Origin of the sequence: Okeania sp. SIO2B3, assembly GCF_010672525.1 — a bacterium.
In the GTDB taxonomy this organism is placed as follows: domain Bacteria; phylum Cyanobacteriota; class Cyanobacteriia; order Cyanobacteriales; family Microcoleaceae; genus Okeania.
This window is the reverse complement of the sequence record NZ_JAAHGH010000060.1, coordinates 13,286-32,023: the sequence shown is the minus strand read 5'-3', so window position 1 is coordinate 32,023 and position 18,738 is coordinate 13,286. Positions and strand designations below refer to the sequence as shown.

The 18,738-nt window shown below is 38.4% G+C and carries 10 protein-coding genes; 4 read left to right on the top strand and 6 right to left on the bottom strand.

Annotated features, from left to right (window positions below; all coding sequences use genetic code 11):
• Positions 1-17 precede the first annotated feature (17 nt).
• Together F6K15_RS26280 and F6K15_RS26275 are read left to right on the top strand one after the other, a co-directional pair.
• The gene (locus F6K15_RS26280; RefSeq protein WP_293066463.1) at positions 18-1,535 is read left to right on the top strand and encodes an MFS transporter; all 1,518 of its coding nucleotides are present in this window, start codon (positions 18-20) and stop codon (positions 1,533-1,535) included.
• A gap of 586 nt (positions 1,536-2,121) precedes the next feature.
• Positions 2,122-4,332 (top strand): molybdopterin oxidoreductase family protein, encoded by a 2,211-nt coding sequence (locus tag F6K15_RS26275; RefSeq protein ID WP_293066460.1) that lies wholly within the window; start codon positions 2,122-2,124, stop codon positions 4,330-4,332.
• Positions 4,333-5,282: 950 nt separating this feature from the next.
• On the opposite strand, the gene F6K15_RS26270 is transcribed toward F6K15_RS26275, so the two are convergent.
• From F6K15_RS26270 to F6K15_RS26245, 6 genes are all read right to left on the bottom strand, one after another.
• Positions 5,283-7,052 (bottom strand): ATP-binding protein, encoded by a 1,770-nt coding sequence (locus F6K15_RS26270; protein ID WP_293066457.1) that lies wholly within the window; start codon positions 7,050-7,052, stop codon positions 5,283-5,285.
• Positions 7,053-7,087: 35 nt separating this feature from the next.
• Positions 7,088-8,053 carry a phosphate/phosphite/phosphonate ABC transporter substrate-binding protein gene (locus F6K15_RS26265; protein ID WP_293066456.1) on the bottom strand — a complete coding sequence of 322 codons (966 nt, stop codon included), beginning with the start codon at positions 8,051-8,053 and terminating at the stop codon, positions 7,088-7,090.
• Between the two features lie 538 nt (positions 8,054-8,591).
• Positions 8,592-11,663: an S-layer homology domain-containing protein gene (locus F6K15_RS26260; protein ID WP_293066453.1), complete on the bottom strand. Its 3,072-nt coding sequence runs from the start codon at positions 11,661-11,663 to the stop codon at positions 8,592-8,594.
• Positions 11,664-12,894: 1,231 nt separating this feature from the next.
• Positions 12,895-13,581: a polysaccharide deacetylase family protein gene (locus tag F6K15_RS26255; RefSeq protein WP_293066450.1), complete on the bottom strand. Its 687-nt coding sequence runs from the start codon at positions 13,579-13,581 to the stop codon at positions 12,895-12,897.
• A 209-nt stretch (positions 13,582-13,790) separates the two neighbouring features.
• Positions 13,791-13,985 (bottom strand): hypothetical protein, encoded by a 195-nt coding sequence (locus F6K15_RS26250; RefSeq protein ID WP_293066447.1) that lies wholly within the window; start codon positions 13,983-13,985, stop codon positions 13,791-13,793.
• Positions 13,969-15,069 carry a CAP domain-containing protein gene (locus F6K15_RS26245; RefSeq protein ID WP_293066444.1) on the bottom strand — a complete coding sequence of 367 codons (1,101 nt, stop codon included), beginning with the start codon at positions 15,067-15,069 and terminating at the stop codon, positions 13,969-13,971. Before F6K15_RS26245 ends, F6K15_RS26250 begins: the two co-directional genes overlap by 17 nt.
• Before the next feature lie 1,199 nt (positions 15,070-16,268).
• Here F6K15_RS26245 and rd point away from each other — a divergent pair.
• Both rd and F6K15_RS26235 read left to right on the top strand, forming a co-directional pair.
• The gene (gene rd / locus F6K15_RS26240; protein ID WP_293066441.1) at positions 16,269-16,433 is read left to right on the top strand and encodes a rubredoxin; all 165 of its coding nucleotides are present in this window, start codon (positions 16,269-16,271) and stop codon (positions 16,431-16,433) included.
• Positions 16,434-16,598: 165 nt separating this feature from the next.
• Entirely contained in the window at positions 16,599-17,843 is a 1,245-nt protein-coding gene (locus F6K15_RS26235; RefSeq protein ID WP_293066438.1) for an NAD(P)/FAD-dependent oxidoreductase, read from the top strand.
• Positions 17,844-18,738 lie beyond the last annotated feature (895 nt).

The following is an 18,738-nucleotide window of genomic DNA, read 5'->3' as shown; positions in this document are numbered from 1 at the left end:
TTATAATTCAACAGAAAATGTTAACAGAACTTTGGTCTTTTCGGGGCCGTTACCGTATCCTCCATTTTACTTGGTTTGCTTTTTTTCTATCGTTTGTTGTGTGGTTTAATTTAGCTCCATTAGCAACATCAATAAAAGCAGACTTTGGTTTAGAAACTTCTCAAATAAGAACTATTGCTATTTGTAACGTTGCACTAACAGTACCTGCCCGAATTATTATTGGGATGTTGTTAGATAAATACGGACCAAGAATTACCTATTCGCTGCTACTAATGTATGCAGCTATTCCCTGTATAGGTTTTGCTCTTGCCCAAAACTTCAGCCAGTTAGTTATCAGCCGTCTAGCACTGAGTATTGTCGGTGCTGGTTTTGTGATTGGTATTCGCATGGTCGCTGAATGGTTTCCCCCTAAAGAAATAGGTTTGGCAGAAGGTATTTATGGCGGTTGGGGTAACTTTGGTTCTGCTGCTTCTGCTTTTACCCTTCCTACTGTAGCTGCTGTGTTAACTTTTAGTGGCGGTGAGATATTGAACTGGCGGTTATCCATCGCTCTGACAGGTATTATAGCTGCGCTTTATGGTGCGTTTTATTTCTTCAATGTTCAAGATACTCCTCCTGGTAAGGTGTATAAAAAGCCTAAGCGTGCCACAGGTTTAGAAGTTACCACCCAGAAAGATTTTCTCTTCCTAATTTTGATGAACCTTCCTTTAACAGGGGTTCTTTGTTTACTAGCTTGGCGCTTGAGTAAAGTTGGTTTCCTATCTCAAGGTCAACTTTATATTGTCTGGCTATTGCTCTTAGGTTTGTACGCTTTCCAAACTTATAACTGTTGGGCAGTTAATAAAGAGTTGATAGCAGGTGAGAAGCGTTATCCTCCTGCTGACCGCTATCAGTTTTCTCAAGTAGCAATTTTAGAACTTACTTATTTTGTTAATTTTGGTTCTGAGCTAGCAGTAGTTTCTATGCTTCCTGCTTTCTTTGAAAATACTTTTGGCCTGGATAAAGCCTTGGCAGGGATGATAGCAGCTAGCTATGCTTTTATGAACCTCGCATCTCGTCCTGGTGGTGGTTTAATTTCAGACAAACTTGGTAGTCGGAAGTTGACAATGACAGTATTGACTGCTGGGATGGGAATTGGTTATCTCACATTTGGTCGTGTAACTGGAGGTTGGTGGCTATTTGCTGCTGTGATACTTACTATGATGTGTTCTTTCTTTGTGCAAGCGGCTGAAGGTTCTACTTTTGCTATAGTTCCTTTAATTAAGCGCCGAGTGACAGGTCAAATTGCTGGTAATGTTGGTGCTTATGGTAACGTAGGTGCGGTAGTTTATCTGACTACGTTTAGTTTATTGCCTGAAGGTGCTGTTGGTAACCGAATTTTCTTTGAAGTTCTCGGTGTAATGTCAATAATTGTGGCGTTCCTGTGTGCTTTCTTCTTGAAAGAGCCAGAGGGTTCATTTGCTGAACACCATAAGGATGAAGAGGATGAAGAGGAAGTGAATCTAGAATCTGCTCCTATATTTGCTGAAGACTAATACTAATAGAACTTACGCTAAACAGGAAATTAGGCGTTGGTGATTCTGGGTATGATGCAAGCCCCCCTAACCCCCCAATTTTGGGGGGGAATAAAACTCTAAAAGTCCCCCAAAGTTGGGGGATGTGCGGGGGCGAAGGCGAGAACCAAATAATCGCGCATTCATACTTCAATTCAGCAACGGCGGAAATTATATACCATTTGTAGGGGTTAACGGCCGTTAACCCCTACTATATCTAGAGCCTTTCTTCTTCTTTCTTCCTGAATTGCAGAATTCTGACTCGTGAGTAGTTTATTTATAACTGTTCAACCGGATATGATATTATTTTAAAACTGTATTAAAACGTATCCAATGTGACAGATAATTTTTCATAAAGTCTTCAATAATAAACAAAAATTAAATTCTATATCATTGAGATTAAGTATTATATTATATTAATTATAAATAACAATAAATCAGGGAAAGTTTAGCAGGAGAACAACTTCTGCTGGAATACAAAATTAAATGATTTAGCATCTAAGTGTAAATGATATTCGCTTGAATTTCACTTATTCGTCTGCCAAGAAAATTATTTTTAAAGTAAACTATGGAACCTACAAAAACTCTTTGCCCTTATTGTGGAGTTGGCTGTGGCTTAGATGTATTACCGCCAGCAATTCCTGGAAAAGCAACAAATCGAGATAGCAAAGGTAATCCAATTTGGCGAGTAGTGGGCGATCGCTCTCATCCCTCTAGTCAAGGCAAAGTTTGTGTAAAAGGTGCCACTGTTGCTGAAGCATTGGATAAAGGTCGCCTCAAATATCCAATGATGCGCGATACCCTAGATGAGCCTTTTCGTCGGGTTACTTGGGATCAAGCTTTTAATCGGATTGTTAACCGGATTCAAACTGTACGCTTCACTCAAGGACCAGATGCAATTTGTATGTACGGTTCTGGTCAGTTTCAAACAGAAGATTATTATGTAGCTCAGAAATTGCTCAAAGGATGTCTGGGGACTAATAACTTTGATGCGAACTCTCGTCTCTGTATGTCTTCAGCAGTATCGGGGTATATTCAAAGTTTTGGTTCCGACGGCCCCCCCTGTTGCTACGATGACTTAGAAAAAACGGACTGTGCATTTTTAATCGGTACTAATACAGCTGAATGTCACCCCATTGTATTTAATCGTCTGCGGGTTCACCACAAGAGAAATAAAAAAGTGAAAATGATTGTGGTAGACCCCCGTCGTACTAAAACAGCAGAAGCAGCAGATTTGCATTTGGCAATTCGACCAGGTACTGATATCGATCTACTCAACGGTATTGCTAATCTACTTATGCGTTGGGGAGCGATAGATGCGACATTCATTGATGAATGTACGACTGGTTTTCCTGAATACACTGATGTCATTCGTCATTCCCCACCCGATCTAGTCGCACGCCACTGCGGTATTCGTTTGGATGAGTTGGAAAAGGCAGCTCGTTATTGGAGTGAGTCAAAGCAAGTTTTATCTTTGTGGTCAATGGGGATGAATCAGTCCTCTGAGGGGACGGCCAAAGTCCGGACTCTGATTAATCTGCATTTGATGACAGGTAATATTAGTAAACCGGGTGCAGGACCGTTTTCACTGACTGGTCAACCTAATGCTATGGGTGGTAGGGAAGCAGGTGGACTGGCTCATATTTTGCCTGGTTATCGGGTGGTGAAAAATCCCCAACATCGGGCTGATTTGGAAAAGTTATGGGGATTGACTCCTGGGCAAATTTCTGCTGTTCCTGGTCGTACTGCTTGGGAGATGATTACGGCTTTGGAACGCCAGGAATTAGGTTGTTTGTGGATTGCAGCGACTAATCCGGCTGTGAGTATGCCAGATTTAGAGCGGACTAAAGCTGCTTTGTTACGATCGCCTTTTACTGTTTATCAGGATGCTTATTATCCTACTGAAACAGCGGAATATGCTCATCTGTTGTTACCTGCTGCTCAGTGGGGAGAAAAAACAGGAACGATGACAAACTCGGAGCGAGTAGTGACTTTGTGTTCTGCATTCCGCGATCCTCTTGGGGAAGCAAAAGCAGATTGGGAAATTTTTGCAGAGGTGGGTCGCCGTTTAGGATTTACAAATCAGTTTGATTTTGCTGATTCGGAAGCAGTGAGAGCTGAGTTTCTTGAGTTGACACGCGATCGCCCCTGTGACCAGACGGATATTACTTATGAGCGACTAAGGGAAAAGGGTCCGACCCAGTGGCCTTGTCCTGATAGTAGTGGAGTATCTCAGGAACGTCTGTATACTAATTTCCGATTTAATACTCCTGATGGCAGGGCAAAGTTTGCTGCATTTTACTCCCAAGGTTTAGCAGAACCACCAAATTTTGATTATCCTTTTGTGTTGACAACAGGGCGCTTATATGCTCATTGGCATACTCAAACACGTACAGGACGCATTGATAAAATTAGAAAAATGCACCCGATGCCTTTTATAGAAATTCATCCAAAGGATGCTCAGAAGTTAGAGATTAAGGAAAATGATTGGGTAGAAGTGCGATCGCGACGAGGCTGGGCAAGATTTCCAGCAAAAGTGACTAAAGCTATTACTCCAGGCACTGTATTTGTGCCGATGCACTGGGGCGCACTATGGGCAAATCAAGCTGAGGCAAATGCTTTGACTCATCCTCAAGTTTGTCCTGAGTCTGGGCAACCAGAGTTAAAAGCTTGTGCCGTGCAGTTGAAGCCAATTAAATTTGAAACTGCTGCTATGGAAGATTTGATGGGGTCGGAATATTGTGTAGAAAGATCGTCAGCGATATCTTTGAAGGGGTGATATAGCGCTACGCGCAAGTCAGAAGTTAGAAGTCAGAAGTCAGAAGTCAGGAGGAAAGAGGATTTAGGTGTAGGTTGGGTTGAAGAATGTTAGCGTAGCTTATCCGGAGGATCAACACAACAAAAAAGTTGTGTTGGGTTAAGCGGCAGTGAAACCCAACCTACTAGCTATAGCAGTGTGCGCTGGTATATTTATAAATTGCAGGAGGTGCCCAATCGCTAAAATCTTATATTATCCCTAGGAAATGCTTACGCAAACGGCAATTTATTCTCCCTGTTGCCTGTTGCCTGTGCACAGCGCTATAGTTGATAATTCTAGGCATTGCTGAGGGGCGGGATAAATAGGGTTTTGCTGAAAAAATTGGTTGTGGGGGTAGGACACGGGGACGCACCAGACACGGAGACGGGTCGATTTGTGGGGGAACAGGCAACGGTTTCGGCCATTTTATGTGAAGAAATTTTCTTGAATTTAAGCAGAAAAATTCAGTAAATTGATGCCAATAACAGCCATAAACGTAGGAGATCAACTTAATATAAAAAGCTCCATTACCTTGGCTATCCTGACTTTTAGCTTTATTCCACAAACCCTAAATATAAGTGGGGTGGGTATCCTGCCTGCCTAAAAATATAAGGAACGGACAAGATACCCATTCCACAAAACTATTAAAATTATCCCGCATTTATGTAACGCCTAATATCATGTTCGGTTGAATACTTATAATATCTGTGGACCGAAGGCAGCGGGAGCTGAGGGCAGAAGGCAGAAGGGAAAGAGCAAGGTTAGAAGACAGAGAATTTTTTATAACTGATTATCCGTTAGCGCAGCTCCCCTGGAAGGGGAACATGATATAATTCTATAATTACTTCAATATTCAATCTCCCCTACTCCCCTACTCCCTGACCTATCCGTGTATCCGTGTATCCGTGCCATAATCCGTGTGAGCCACTCCCCTACTCAAGAAAATGAATAGGAAGAACGATCGCAAACTCTGTACCTTTTCCTTGTTCGGAAATTACTTCTATGCTACCTCTATGCTTTTCAATAATTTGATAACAAATAGAGAGACCCAAACCTGTTCCTTTTCCTACTGACTTCGTAGTAAAAAATGGGTCAAAAATCTTTTCTTTGACTTCTAGTGGTATTCCAAGACCATTATCCTTGATTTTCACCATGACTTGATCTTCAGGGACCTTTTCTGTTTGAATCACAATCTGTTTTGGTTGAATATCTGACTCTAGCATCGCATCAATAGCATTAGAAATGATATTCATAAACACTTGATTTAATTGAGCTGGATAACATTCTACTAAAGGTAAATCTCCATAGTTTTTGATAACTTTAATTCCCTTTTTGAGGCGATGACTGAGAATTAATAAAGTGCTATCAATCCCTATGTGAAGGTCTGCTGGCCTCACATTTTTTTGATCTAGACGAGAAAAATTCCGTAGCGAGAGTATAATATTTTTAATCCGGTCAGTGCTCATCCGTATAGAAGAAATTATCTGGGGCAAATCATTGATTATATAATTAAGATCGATCTCGCTCATCAAATCTTCTATTTCTGGATGTAAGTCAGGATATAGTTTTCGATAAAGATTTATTAAATCCAAAAGCTCTTGTATATAATCCTGAAGTGGGTTGATGTTACCATAAATAAAATTGATGGGGTTGTTAATCTCATGGGCAATTCCCGCCACCATTTGCCCAAGACTAGACATTTTTTCTGTTTGAATTAATTGCGTCTGAGCTTGTTTTAGGTCTTGCAAAGCTTGTGTGAGTTCAGTACTACGTTTTTCTAGTTTTTGATGAGTTAACTTTAATTCTCGAGTATACTCTCCTACCCATCGTATAAGCTGATTTAGGGATGTAGCTAATAACCCAACTTCATCAGTAGTGGTGACTTGAGCTTGCAGGTTAAAATCAGATTCTGCTGTCACCCTTTGGGCAGTCTTAGTTAACGTTTTGAGTGGACTGGCGATCGCTCGACTGGTATAGAATGCTAAAAAAGCAGCGATCGCTACTGATAGTGTCATACTACCAATAATAATTTTGATTCGTAATATTTCCGAATGTATGAATCGCTTGTTAGCTTGATTTTGTTGTTTTTCTACAATATCTATTAACTGATTTAAGCTTTCTGATAGTTTTTCAAACTCAATGCGAATCTCAATGGCCTTTTTCCCAGTGTTAGCTGCCAACACTCTTTGCTTGGCAACTGGGATATCTTCTGGTTGCAAATTAGCCGGATTTATCTCCTGCCAAATTCCCTGCATTAACTGAGTGTATGAATTCCATGTCTGAGTGTAACTTTGTAATATTTTCTTAAATTTTTCTGGTTCTGCTACTAATTGACTTGATTGAAAATCAATTATATTCTTGAGAGACTTTATTACTTGTTTTAATTGTTTACTCTGAGCCAAAAATTTAGTCGTTTCATACTGAAACCATACAGGGTTGCCAACTACAGCAGCTAGCTGTTGGGGATGAGATTGGGCCTCCCAAATAGCGCTTTCTAACTCTTTTAACAGACTATAATTTTTTTGTACTAATCTTAGCTGCTCTCGGGCCTGTCTTTGATAGTAGTCTCCTACCATTAGCCCTAAACTTGTCCCTAGCACAGAAATACCAATCACCAGGGAATAGCCATAGCCAATTTTTTTGGCAATACTTAAGCCTCTACTCCACTTATCGATCGCCGAAAAAAGTTTCCCTGTTTTCATACTCTGTACCTCATCAGTAAACTATATATTCTTAATTACTTAATAAAATTCTCTTCTCCAATAGCTTTATACACCTCGCGAATCATATCGTAATCACTATCTTCAGCAGCAACCAAGGTACCACCCTCATACTTAGAAGGCAAAGGTGGTATAGATAGGATGGCTTGCAGCATTTTTTCCTTATTTTTCAGCATCCGCTCGCGAATTTCTGCCACCAGCATCGGTTCCAGTTTGCTACTAGCAATAAATACATCATTGGGCAGTCGCGGACTTTCGGCAAGTAGGAGGTAATCATTCTGGTCGACACTTTCTTTTTGCATAGTTTTTTCATATCTGTGCGAAGTTCTTCCCCACGCATCAGCTTCACCATTGTTTAATGCTTTGAAATCATACTCTTTTGAGTTGAGAATGTTCACATCAGATTGTATATTTAATCCAGCATCCATCAGCATTTTAATTTGTCCAAGATAGCTCCCCGTGCTACCAATTTTACCTAACTCAATTGTTTTGTCTTTTAAGTCAGCTAATGACTTAATCTCACTGTCTTTACGGACGACGATGACTGCACGGTAAGTAGGTCGTGTTACCGCAACAATAGGCATTGCATTAGTTCTTGCTTTAATAATCGCATATTCTGATGGCCCCGCCAGAACTATATCTACTAAAGCCAACTGTAATGCTGTTGCTTCCATCAAACTATCAATGGGAACAAACTCAATTTTTGTCTCTAATACTTCTTCCAAGGCAATTCTAAATGGGGCATAATCACGCTGCCAATTTGCTAGACTTTGAATACCACTCACCGCAAATCTTAGTTTTTCTTGATCTTTAAGAAGAGAATTATTAGAGTTTCTAGGCTGATTATTTGTAACTGTAGTACAACCAGCAACAAAGAGGAGAATATACCCAATAAAATAGCGTCGCAACATAGTTTTATTGATTTGTTTACTCAAATTATATATAGAAAATATAGAGGTTAATTGTTTGATTTTGGAGTACATAACTTCTGACTTCAAGCTATTTTGTATGTAATAAAGTATATAATATATAGTATAGCAAAAAACCAGTTGGTGTTTGGCATAGACTGATGATCAACCTTAAACAGGGAAATATTTTTCCCACAGATGAGCTGTTGCCTATCTTGGTGTGGGTTCCCTGCTATACAATTTTTTTGAAAAGAAAAAGGGAGCAGAGAACATAAAATCTAAATACGTCTTAGTTTACTCTACTCCCAATCAAAACTTATATAAATTTACTAGACATTTCCATAAATTAAATATTCCTATTCGAGCAACCCTTGTAGAGAGGTTATGTGCAGTCTCTTTAATTAGGGTTAAAATAACCTTTGCTATTGCTCCCTGTTCCCCACTCCCTAATATCATGTCCGCTTGAATACTTACACTTTGGTGGAAAGAAAGGTTCAAAGGGAGAAGGCTTTTTTATAACTGATTATCCGGACATGATATAACTCAAGGTTTCTACATTCTTTTTTACTGATAACTAATAACTGATAACTGATAACTGAAATGACGCTTATGTCTACTGTTCGATCGCAGACCCATAAATTTGCCAGAGCTGAATAAGATTATCTTGCGAAACACTTACAAGTTGTTTGCTATCTGGACTAAAAACAATTGCACCATCACCTTTGATACTTCTCAACAATTTTCCCGTACCAAGATCCCACAGATTAATATTACCATCCTCACTGCTACTAGCAAGTATTTTTCCATCTGGACTAATTGCGATCGCTTTAATTGCCTGAGAATGTTTTTCTAGAGTATAACGTACTTTCCAGGTTTCCACATCCCAGACTGAAATCTTACTTTCTCCTTTCATCGCATGAGCAATAGTTTGCCCATCTTCACTGAAAGCGATCGCTTCTATGCCACGATTATTATTTGTATTGGGTATAGAAAGATTTCTCAGCAGTTGCCCTTGTTCTGCATTCCAAAGTCGAATAAATCTTGGCCCTCCACTAGCTGCCATGCGCAGGCCACCAGCGCCAAAAGCAATAGGTTGAGTACCATTCATCCTGTGCAGTAGTCGCCCTGTATAAATATCCCAAGATTTCATTCCGCGATCGGCGCTGCATCCTATTACTGTTCTGCCATCAGCAGTGAAACCAACAGCAGTGACTACGCCAGAATGCAAAAAACTGACGAGCATTTCTCCTGTAGGAATATCCCACAATTTGACTGTGCCATCTCCACTTCCACTAGCTAGAGTTCTTCCATCTGGACTAATTGCTACTGAGCGCACATTAGCTTGATGACTGGATAAAGTCTCTAGTAATTTGCCTGTTTGTAAGTTCCACAGTTGGATATCTTGACCGCGACTACTGGCTAATATTTCTCCATCAAAACTAATGGTTACAGAGAAAGCAGAATCTGGTTGCGGGTTAGATAGAGAGCGAACTAACCTTGGTGCTAGCACTAGATCGTTATTAATATCTGCCTGAGTTTCTGTATTTTCTGTTTCTCTGGTTGCTTGGGGTGAAGTTTCGGGTTGTTGTGTTTCAGTATTGTCTTCTGTTTCTGTTGTTTCTGGTGTAAGTGTTCTTGGCGGCAGTGTATTTTCTGTTTCTCTGGTTGTTTGGGGTGAAGTTTCGGGTTGTTGTGTTTCAGTATTGTCTTCTGTTTCTGTTGTTTCTGGTGTAAGTGTTCTTGGCGGCAGTGTATTTTCTGTTTCTCTGGTTGTTTGGGGTGAAGTTTCGGGTTGTTGTGTTTCAGTATTGTCTTCTGTTTCTGTTGTTTCTGGTGTAAGTGTTCTTGGTGGCAGTGTATTTTCTGTTTCTCTGGTTGTTTGAGGTGAAATTTCGGGTTGTTGTGTTTCAGTATTGTCTTCTGTTTCTGTTGTTTCTGGTGTAAGTGTTCTTGGTGGCAGTGTATTTTCTGTTTCTCTGGTTGTTTGAGGTGAAATTTCTTCCGTATCATTAGTCGCAAAGGTAACGGTTTCTTTATTTTCTGTAGCAGTATTTTCAGGCGCAACTACATTTCCTCTAATTTGTCGATCGCTATCATAACCTTTATCTACTAAAAATTGACGCAAATTATCAAAATATACTTCGCGATCGCTGTTTTGATATACCTTTTCTATTAATTTCCAACCATCTTCTTTTTGACCTAACAAATATTTATTTGCTAGATAAGCTGCCAAAACTCCTTTGACATTTTGATTTTGACTAGAACGCTGATAAAATTCCAGCCAAAGTTCTGAAGCGCTAGTATTTATTTGTACTGGATATTGCCTAGTAACATCTAACATTTCTCCTTGACGATACTGCCAAATACGAATAGGAAATCGAGCATCATTTATATTAGAAAATACATTGGTAAATCTACCATCAACACTTTTAAATTCTGGAATATTATCTTGATCTAAATCTGTAAGTCTATAATTTACATTTCCCCAGAAATGACGCAACATAGAATATTTATTTCGTGTTGGTTCGTAGAGATAAATCAATGAATAAGTACCACTATCAAATACAACATCACTATTATTTATAGTTACTAAATCTACTAATACTTCTGATTCTCCATTTCCATCTAAGTCTAGTAACTGTACTTTGACAAATCTACCTGCTAATACTTCCATTTCAGTCTCAGATTCTGAGTCACCTGCTAAAGATTTAACTGGTATTGGTTCATTTAAAATAATTTCTCCACCTCTGATAATTTTCAGATTTAAGTTACTTACTAAATCTGTATTATTTGCTTGTTCGTAAATAATTTCTGCTTGTAAATTACCATTGCCAAACCTTTCTACAATTCCTGGTGGTTCTGTATTTTCTGTAGAAGATTCTGGAGTAGTTTCTGAGTTAGTATTTGCCGTAGATTCTGGAGTAGTTTCTGGTGCAGTTGCGGTAGTTGTTGATTGAGTATCTATATCAATTTTGGCAATGTATTCTGAGGGGACTTTAGAAACTAAACTATCATTATTTGTTTCAAAATTTGCAATAGATTGACAGAGAAAAGTAGCCACCTCTGAGCGAGTAGCATCTCGATTAGGATTTAGTTTCCTCACATTTGGATAATTTACAACAATACCTTTTGCTGTTGCTGCGGCAATAGATTTTTTAGCTTCTTCAGGAATTGCTTCTGCATCTTCAAAAATTGCGTTTAAATTTCGTTCTACAGATACACTTGCTCGATAATTTAATCCTTCACTTAAAGCTGTTAATACTTGCCATCTTGTAATCTTGAGAGTAGGGTTAAAAGTTTTGCCAATATATCCGGAGAGAAAACCCATTTCATAAGATTTTTTAATTGCATTATAAGCCCAATAATTTTGAGGAATATCTACAAACTTAATCGGGTCGCGCACTAATTTTGCATCTGGAAAAGCCCTAGTAATCATTGCAGCAAATTCCGCTCTAGTTACAGGTGCATTAGGGCGAAATGTTTGACTTTCATAGTCACCATATATTATTTTTCGGTCTAATAAATCTTCAATACAAGCTTGAGCAAAATGATTTTGTATATCTTTTAAGGTTGTTTCAGCAAGTGCTGGTTTGATAATTTTATGGTCAAATAATTTGGAATTGATTATGGTACTTAATGCTACGACTAAAGCAACTACAGGATGCCATTTATAAATTTTTATCATTAATTTTCCTCCACCACTTTTGAGTTCTAAAAAATAGCTCAACTTTTGTCATCTGAACTACTCAAGAATACCTTGAGAAGAAAGCTTTGATTACATACTGACAATTCCTTATTCTAGCCAGTTTATTCTATCTCTGACCAAAGAAAATTATATTTAGTTCCATTTTCATTAGACATCTACAGAAAAAAGGGAATAGGGAATAGGCAATGGGCAATAGGGAGAAGTAATTAATAATTTATGGATAATAATTGATTTTATTTTTGATTTTTGGAGAGGTCTATTAGACATTTGTCAATCAAAAAATGGGTGCTTTTTAGAATGTTTTATTCAGGATTACGAGAAAAGGCTTATTTCAACAATTAAAAATTACCTTATATCTACAACAATAACGCGCTGAAACTGCTGTAACTATTGGACAATAGATAAATAGAACATCAGTCTTGGAAATAAAAAAGCTGAAACCTTTATATGTAAAAGCTTTGAGGTTTGAACGATCAGCCCTAACTATAAGACAATAGTAAATAGAACATCAATAGTCGCGAAACAGAGCGATATAGCTGCCGCTAGGCTCCGCCAACGCTTTCTCAGCAGAGCAATAACTATTGGACAATAGATAAATAGAACATCAATAATCGCGAAACAGAGCGATTAAACTGCGGAATGGATGTTAAGAACGCTACTTTCATGCAACAAAGCCATTATTTGCTACAAATAACTATGCTATTTCTTAGAATTCAGGATTCAGAATGAATAGCTTTGATACCATTTTTGAGGTCGTAATTTATATTTTTCTTTGAATAAAAATATCCTGTATACTCTTTTGTTAGCCCTGATTATTCTAAACATTCTTTTTTCACGCTTGATATAAGAAGCAAGAAGAAAAAAATGATAAATCTACAGGATATTTCAGTTCATTAATTGATAATTGATAATGGATAATTGATAATTACCTCTGGTTAAAACCGTCCTTGATTGAATATCAGGAAATATTATTTCTTCTCTTGGTCGATTAGATATGGCGAGGAGACCTCGCCATCCCTCGACCGCTTTTTTCCCCTTAAAAGGGGAGGCTTTAAACCAGAATTATTTAATTATTAATTATTAATAATTAATAATTCGGTAAATGAGGTATAAATATGAAGAGCAAAGTGAATGCAAGTGCGGGCATCTTGCCCGCGAATGGTGTACCTTACTAATATGAGGTATGCTGTATTTATCGGTCTATCTTTGGTTACTTAATTCTATCTGTTTTATTTGTTTGCCACATTTGGTCTATAGTAATAAACTTGTAAGTTTTTTCTAGTAAAATCGGAATTATTTCAGCAGTTATTGTTGCCACATCTTGACCGCCAGAACATCCATCATGCAAAACAATAATAGAACCATTAGAGGTTTGTTGAACTACTCGATTAACTACCACTGAAATTCCTGGTATAACCCAATCTTCAGGTACTACACTCCACATAACATTTCGATATCCCCATTCCTGTAATAACTTTAAAGTTTGAGGTAGAAATACACCATTGGGAGGACGAACATCACAAACTAATTTTGCTTCTAATCCACAAGCATTATAAATAGAAAGCTCAGTTTTTTTTAAACTAGATTTAAGTTGAATAGGGGTTAGTTTAGGAAATGATATATGTTCGTAGCCATGTAAACCAATCCAATGACCTTTTTCATATACAGCTTTAGCTATTTCTGGATAACGATCTATACATATACCTAACCAAAAAAAGTTAGCTTTAATCTGATATTTATCTAGAACTTCTAATAATTGAAGTGTATATTCTGGATGTGGTCCATCATCAAAAGTAAGAGTAATTTCTGATTTTTTTGTATTTCCTTGCCATAAACAATTAGGAAAAGCCGATTTTAATATTGGATGTAAAATAGGAAATAAAGGTGCTAGGGCCATAATGAAGTCAGAAGTTAGAAGTCAGAAGTCAGAAGTTGTTTTTGTAACGGGTATTTGAGCAAACTTCCAAAAATATTTCGCCTTAAAAAGCGGGGTTTTAGACCCAATTATTTTGATAAATGGAAGTTATTTTGCTCTAAATTATATCTTAAAGAAGCAAGAAGGAAAAAGCAAGATGAGGAAAAGGAGAAAGTTTTTTTGAGCACTAATTATCCAGACATGATATTACAAGGGTATATTTGTGTCAAAAGTTTAGAGGCAAACAGCAGTAAATGGGATAGAGGCAATAATTGACAATACTTCAAGACATCCCATCTCCCCATCTCCCCATCCCCCCATCTCCCCATCCCCCCATCTCCCCACCTCCCCACCTCCACCTCTCCACCTCTACAAAGGCGTTCCAAATACTTGTGTCCAATAATGATTGAAATTAACGCTACCAGTATCGTTTTCCAAGAAATAGTAACCAACACCAATTTCCTGCAAATTTGGATCGAGAATGTTAGCGCGATGTCCTGGACTATTCATCCATCCTTCTACTACTTCTTCCGGTGTCAACTGCCCTGCCGCAATATTTTCTGCCCAAGCTGAAAAATCATAACCTGTAGCTTCAATGCGATCGCCTGCCGACGAACCATCTAACCCTGTATGCTCAACAAAGTCTTGTAGTGCCATATTCTCTGTGTGAGTTTGCGCTGCCTGACCTAATAATGGGTCTGTACTCAGGGGAGACAAACCCAACTGGGTGCGCTCTTGGTTGGTCAGATCGACAACTCTATTAATGAAATTTTGATTATCTGTTTCGGTAGGAGGAACCCCTTCAAATAAAAAATTGGCGCTACTGAGACTCCCCGCAGATACATTATTTACTTGCGCTATAGTTTCTCCTGTGAGGCGATCGATAATCACAGTGTTTTGCTGACTATTTTGTAAACTTATATTGTCAAAACTTAAACCATCGGGTAGTTGAATTATATCAATACCATTTTCAAAGTCAGCTATTTCATCCACACCTGCACCATTTTCTAAGACAAAGACATCGCTACCTGCTCCACCATTGAGAGTATCCTGTCCCAAACCACCACTGAGAGTATCATTATCGCGATCGCCAAATAAAACATCATTGCCCCCATCGCCAAAGAGGCGGTCGTTATTTTTGCCTCCAAATAAACTATCCCCACCATTGCCTCCTCTAACAACATCAGCTTCGCGATCGCCACGGACTAAGTCGTTACCATTGCCACCTTCTACTGTATCATTGTCTTTACCACCCATTAAAGTATCATTGCCTCCTCCACCAATAAGACTATCTTCACCCCGGTTTCCCAGGATGAATTCTGAGTCTGAAGACCCCGTAACTGTATCGTTGCCACTAAGAGCAGCTAACCCATCGGGAAAATTAGCGAGTTCTCCAGAGGAAAGAGCGATCGCTTCTGCATTATCAGTGGCGAGCAAGTTATTGCCATTAGGCGTAAGTTCGGTTTCCATTTGTTACCTGTTTTATTAGTTTTTTTTACTTAGACAGGACTTACGCAGAACCGTTATATTTAGCGAATGGCATTCGCCCTCTACAGATAGGCATTTACCGAATAATTAATAATTAATAATTAATAATTAATAATTAGGGTTTGCTGATTAAATATCAAAGGATTGACAGATAAAGGTTTTAGCCTTTTTGAGGTCGATAAAAGTGCCTGCTTTTCAGCTCTTCATGCTCAAAAAGGAGCGTATTTTAGGCTCATAGTTGCGGAGAATAATCCCTTGATTATTCTTCCTCCTACCTCCTCTATAATTCCCATTTATCCTGTATCCTACCCTTACCCATGAGACTTTTTAAGCAAAGCCTAATTAAATAATTCTGGTTTAAAGCCTCCCCTTAAAAGGGGAAAAAAACGGTCGATATTCGTAGCTTCCCGTAGGGTGGGATGGATGGGTTTCCTAACAATATCCAATCTACCAAGAGAAGAAATCATATTTCCTTATATTCAATCAAGGACGGTTTTAACCAGAAGTAATTATCAATGATCAATTAATAAACCCCTATGGATAGCCTATTGTCTAATAATTTGCATAAGTCCTGTTAGAATTAAAATCTGCTCAAAGCTGATTTAATTTAACAATTAATAATTGTCGCAAATTAAAATTAAATTCATACATCTGCCTGTAAAAACACATATTTAGATATCTGGGAAAAAAGAGTCAGAAGATAGTAGTAAAAATTACTGAATAATTAAGGTATAAAGCTTCTTCTTTCAAGGATAAAAAAGAAAAAATTTTCCCTACCGCGTCAATCCTATCCGTTTTCAAGCAGAGGTAATTATTAATTATTAATTGTTGAACCTTCATCTCCCATTTTTCAGATAGATAAACCACAAAGCCAAAACTACAATTAACAGTACAGACATTCCGGAAAACATTCTTACTTTGGTCTACTTTGACTGAAGTGAGTAAAAGACCATCAAAAAGTGGTGGTGGTACATAGTAATGGTAGAGAGAATGTGGGGAGTTTGGAGACCTCCTGGGAGCAGAATTTGGGGAGTTTGTGAAGAAATTAAAAAATATATCTCTTCACCATTACGCGAGCAGGACAACCCAAAAAGTTAACAAAACTTTGCAATCTGACAGTGGAACCTCTAACCCACAAGCTTGTAAAATCCAGGTGAACTATTAGAAAGGAATAGATTAAAATGAAAAAATATGTCTGTAATGCTTGTGGATATATATATGACCCAGAAGAAGGAGATGAAGATTCAGGAATAGCAGCAGGAACACCCTTTGAAGAAATTCCCGATGATTGGGCTTGCCCAATTTGCGGGGTTGGTAAAGATGATTTTGAACCAGTTGAAGAGTAACTATAGCGCTACGCGCAAGTCAGATAGGGGAGTCGTTTGATTGGCGACATACAGAAGTCAGAAGTCAGAAGTAATGTCTAACTGAGTTTTTCCTGTGGAAATGCTGCGCAAACAACATTTAGTAATGTCTTAAGTTATGCTTCAACTACTATAATATTATATAAAATGTTTTTCCCACCTCTTAAAATTGTAGTTGTAGGTGGGGGAGCAGCAGGTTTTTTTGGAGCGATCGCCTGTAGCACCCCCCACACTAATGTGACCATCTTAGAAGCAGGGCGACAAACTCTGGCTAAAGTGCGTATATCTGGCGGTGGTCGTTGTAATGTTACTCACGCTTGCTTCGACCCAGGGATTTTTGTTCAAAATTACCCCAGGGGAAGTAAAGCACTTCGGGGTGCATTTAGTCAATTTCAGGCTCGTGATACTGTGGAATGGTTTACAGCGAGGGGCGTACAGTTAAAGACAGAAGCAGATGGACGGATGTTTCCCACTACCGATGATTCTGCTACAATTGTTGAGTGTTTAACTAGGGTGGCATTAGACCGAGGTGTGAATATTCGCACGGGTGCAGCAGTGGTTTCTATAACACGAAAGTCAACAATAGAGGATAATAATTTATTTGAAATCAGATTAAAATCGGGAGAAATTGTGGAATGCGATCGTCTGCTCTTAGCAACTGGCAGTAGTCCTCTTGGTTATGGTTGGGCAAAAGCATTGGGTCATCAGGTTGCAGCACCTGTACCTTCTCTATTTACTTTCAAGATTTCTGACCCGCGCTTCCAAGGGTTGGCAGGTATTTCGGTTGAGAATGTCTGTTTACAACTGCCGACAGCTAAATTAAAACAAATCGGACCTGTACTGGTAACTCACTGGGGTTTAAGTGGTCCGGCAGTTTTGAAATTGTCCGCCTGGGGTGCAAGATTTCTCCATGAAAATGACTATCAAGCTAATTTATTGATTAATTGGTTATCTAAGCTTAACCCAGAAGATATACGAACACAGTTATTAGGACTCAAGACTCAGGAAAAGAAAGCGATCATTAATAGTTGTCCGTTTTCTCTAGCGCGCCGTTTGTGGGAAAGTTTAATTATTGCTGCGGATATTGACCCGCAAAAACGTTGGGCGGAGTTATCAAAAAAAGCAATTAACAAGTTGATTCTAGAATTAACTCAAGGTAAATATCAAATTCAGGGTAAAGGGGTTTTTAAGGAAGAGTTTGTTACTTGTGGTGGGGTGAATTTGAAAGAAATTAATTTTAAAACTATGGAAAGTCGTTGTTGTCAGGGGTTATATTTTGCTGGTGAAATATTAGATATTGATGGAGTTACAGGGGGTTTTAATTTTCAAAGTGCATGGACAACTGGATGGTTAGCAGGTCAAGGGATGAAGGTTAGGGGAGTACTGGAGTAGGGGAGTACTGGAGTGGGGGAGTACTGGAGTGGGGGAGTGGGGGAGTGGGGGAGTTTGGGGAGTTTGGGAAGAAATTAAAAAATATATATTTTCACCATTACGCTAGATTGTCCTTACAAATTTTGGTAGTCCTGCAACTGTAATGGTAAGTGGAGACAAGCAACACTTAGAACGGGAGCAAGATGCTCCCACTGGCGATAATTACAATACACCACTACCAAAATTTCATCTTGTGATACCAATTTGATAAATATTTGCTACAAATAACTAGTGGAGGATGGCGGAAATAACTAACCAGTTAAAAAAGGTTCAAAAGCTTGTAAAATAACCTTTCTTCCCTTCTGCCTTCTGCCTCCTGCCTTCTGCCTTCTTGCACTAGGTTATTTCTTAGAAGTCAACCCACACCTAATATCATGTCCGGTTAAACAGTTATAGAACCCCTAAGTGTATCTTTAATTTTCTCTTTTTTGTCAGGAATGCGATCGCCAATAATCCAAAAGTAGTTTCTAACTAAAAATTAGACAAGAAGGGAAACATATAGGTTTAAATTATCACGTCAGTAATTAAAATTATTTATTTTAATCAAACAAGTTCCGATTTTCCCCAAATTATTGCAAAATATTTCACGCACTTGCGTTATTTTAGGCATTTGGTATCATAGTTTGTACATAAGGTATTGTGCCAATGTTGTGTTTAAAAGTAAAAGATTCTGTCTTGAATAAAGCTACAAGCAAGTATTTACGTTAATATCATCCAGAATATTTACATTTTTGGGCATTGGTGAATAATCTCAAAACGAGAAATTTTAGACAAGTAGAAATGCTTAAGTAATTATGGCTATTGACAGATAACAAGTTAATAGAGTAATAAGTTGCGGCATTAAAGAATGCTACTG

Excerpts from the sequence above, each read along its gene's own strand:
- F6K15_RS26280 (WP_293066463.1), top strand. The coding sequence starts at position 18 with ATGTTAACAGAACTTTGGTCTTTTCGGGGCCGTTACCGTATCCTCCAT.
- F6K15_RS26245 (WP_293066444.1), bottom strand. The coding sequence starts at position 15,069 with ATGGAAACCGAACTTACGCCTAATGGCAATAACTTGCTCGCCACTGAT.
- rd (WP_293066441.1), top strand. The coding sequence starts at position 16,269 with ATGAAAAAATATGTCTGTAATGCTTGTGGATATATATATGACCCAGAA.
- F6K15_RS26275 (WP_293066460.1), top strand. The coding sequence starts at position 2,122 with ATGGAACCTACAAAAACTCTTTGCCCTTATTGTGGAGTTGGCTGTGGC.
- F6K15_RS26260 (WP_293066453.1), bottom strand. The coding sequence starts at position 11,663 with ATGATAAAAATTTATAAATGGCATCCTGTAGTTGCTTTAGTCGTAGCA.
- F6K15_RS26270 (WP_293066457.1), bottom strand. The coding sequence starts at position 7,052 with ATGAAAACAGGGAAACTTTTTTCGGCGATCGATAAGTGGAGTAGAGGC.
- F6K15_RS26265 (WP_293066456.1), bottom strand. The coding sequence starts at position 8,053 with ATGTACTCCAAAATCAAACAATTAACCTCTATATTTTCTATATATAAT.
- F6K15_RS26235 (WP_293066438.1), top strand. The coding sequence starts at position 16,599 with ATGTTTTTCCCACCTCTTAAAATTGTAGTTGTAGGTGGGGGAGCAGCA.
- F6K15_RS26255 (WP_293066450.1), bottom strand. The coding sequence starts at position 13,581 with ATGGCCCTAGCACCTTTATTTCCTATTTTACATCCAATATTAAAATCG.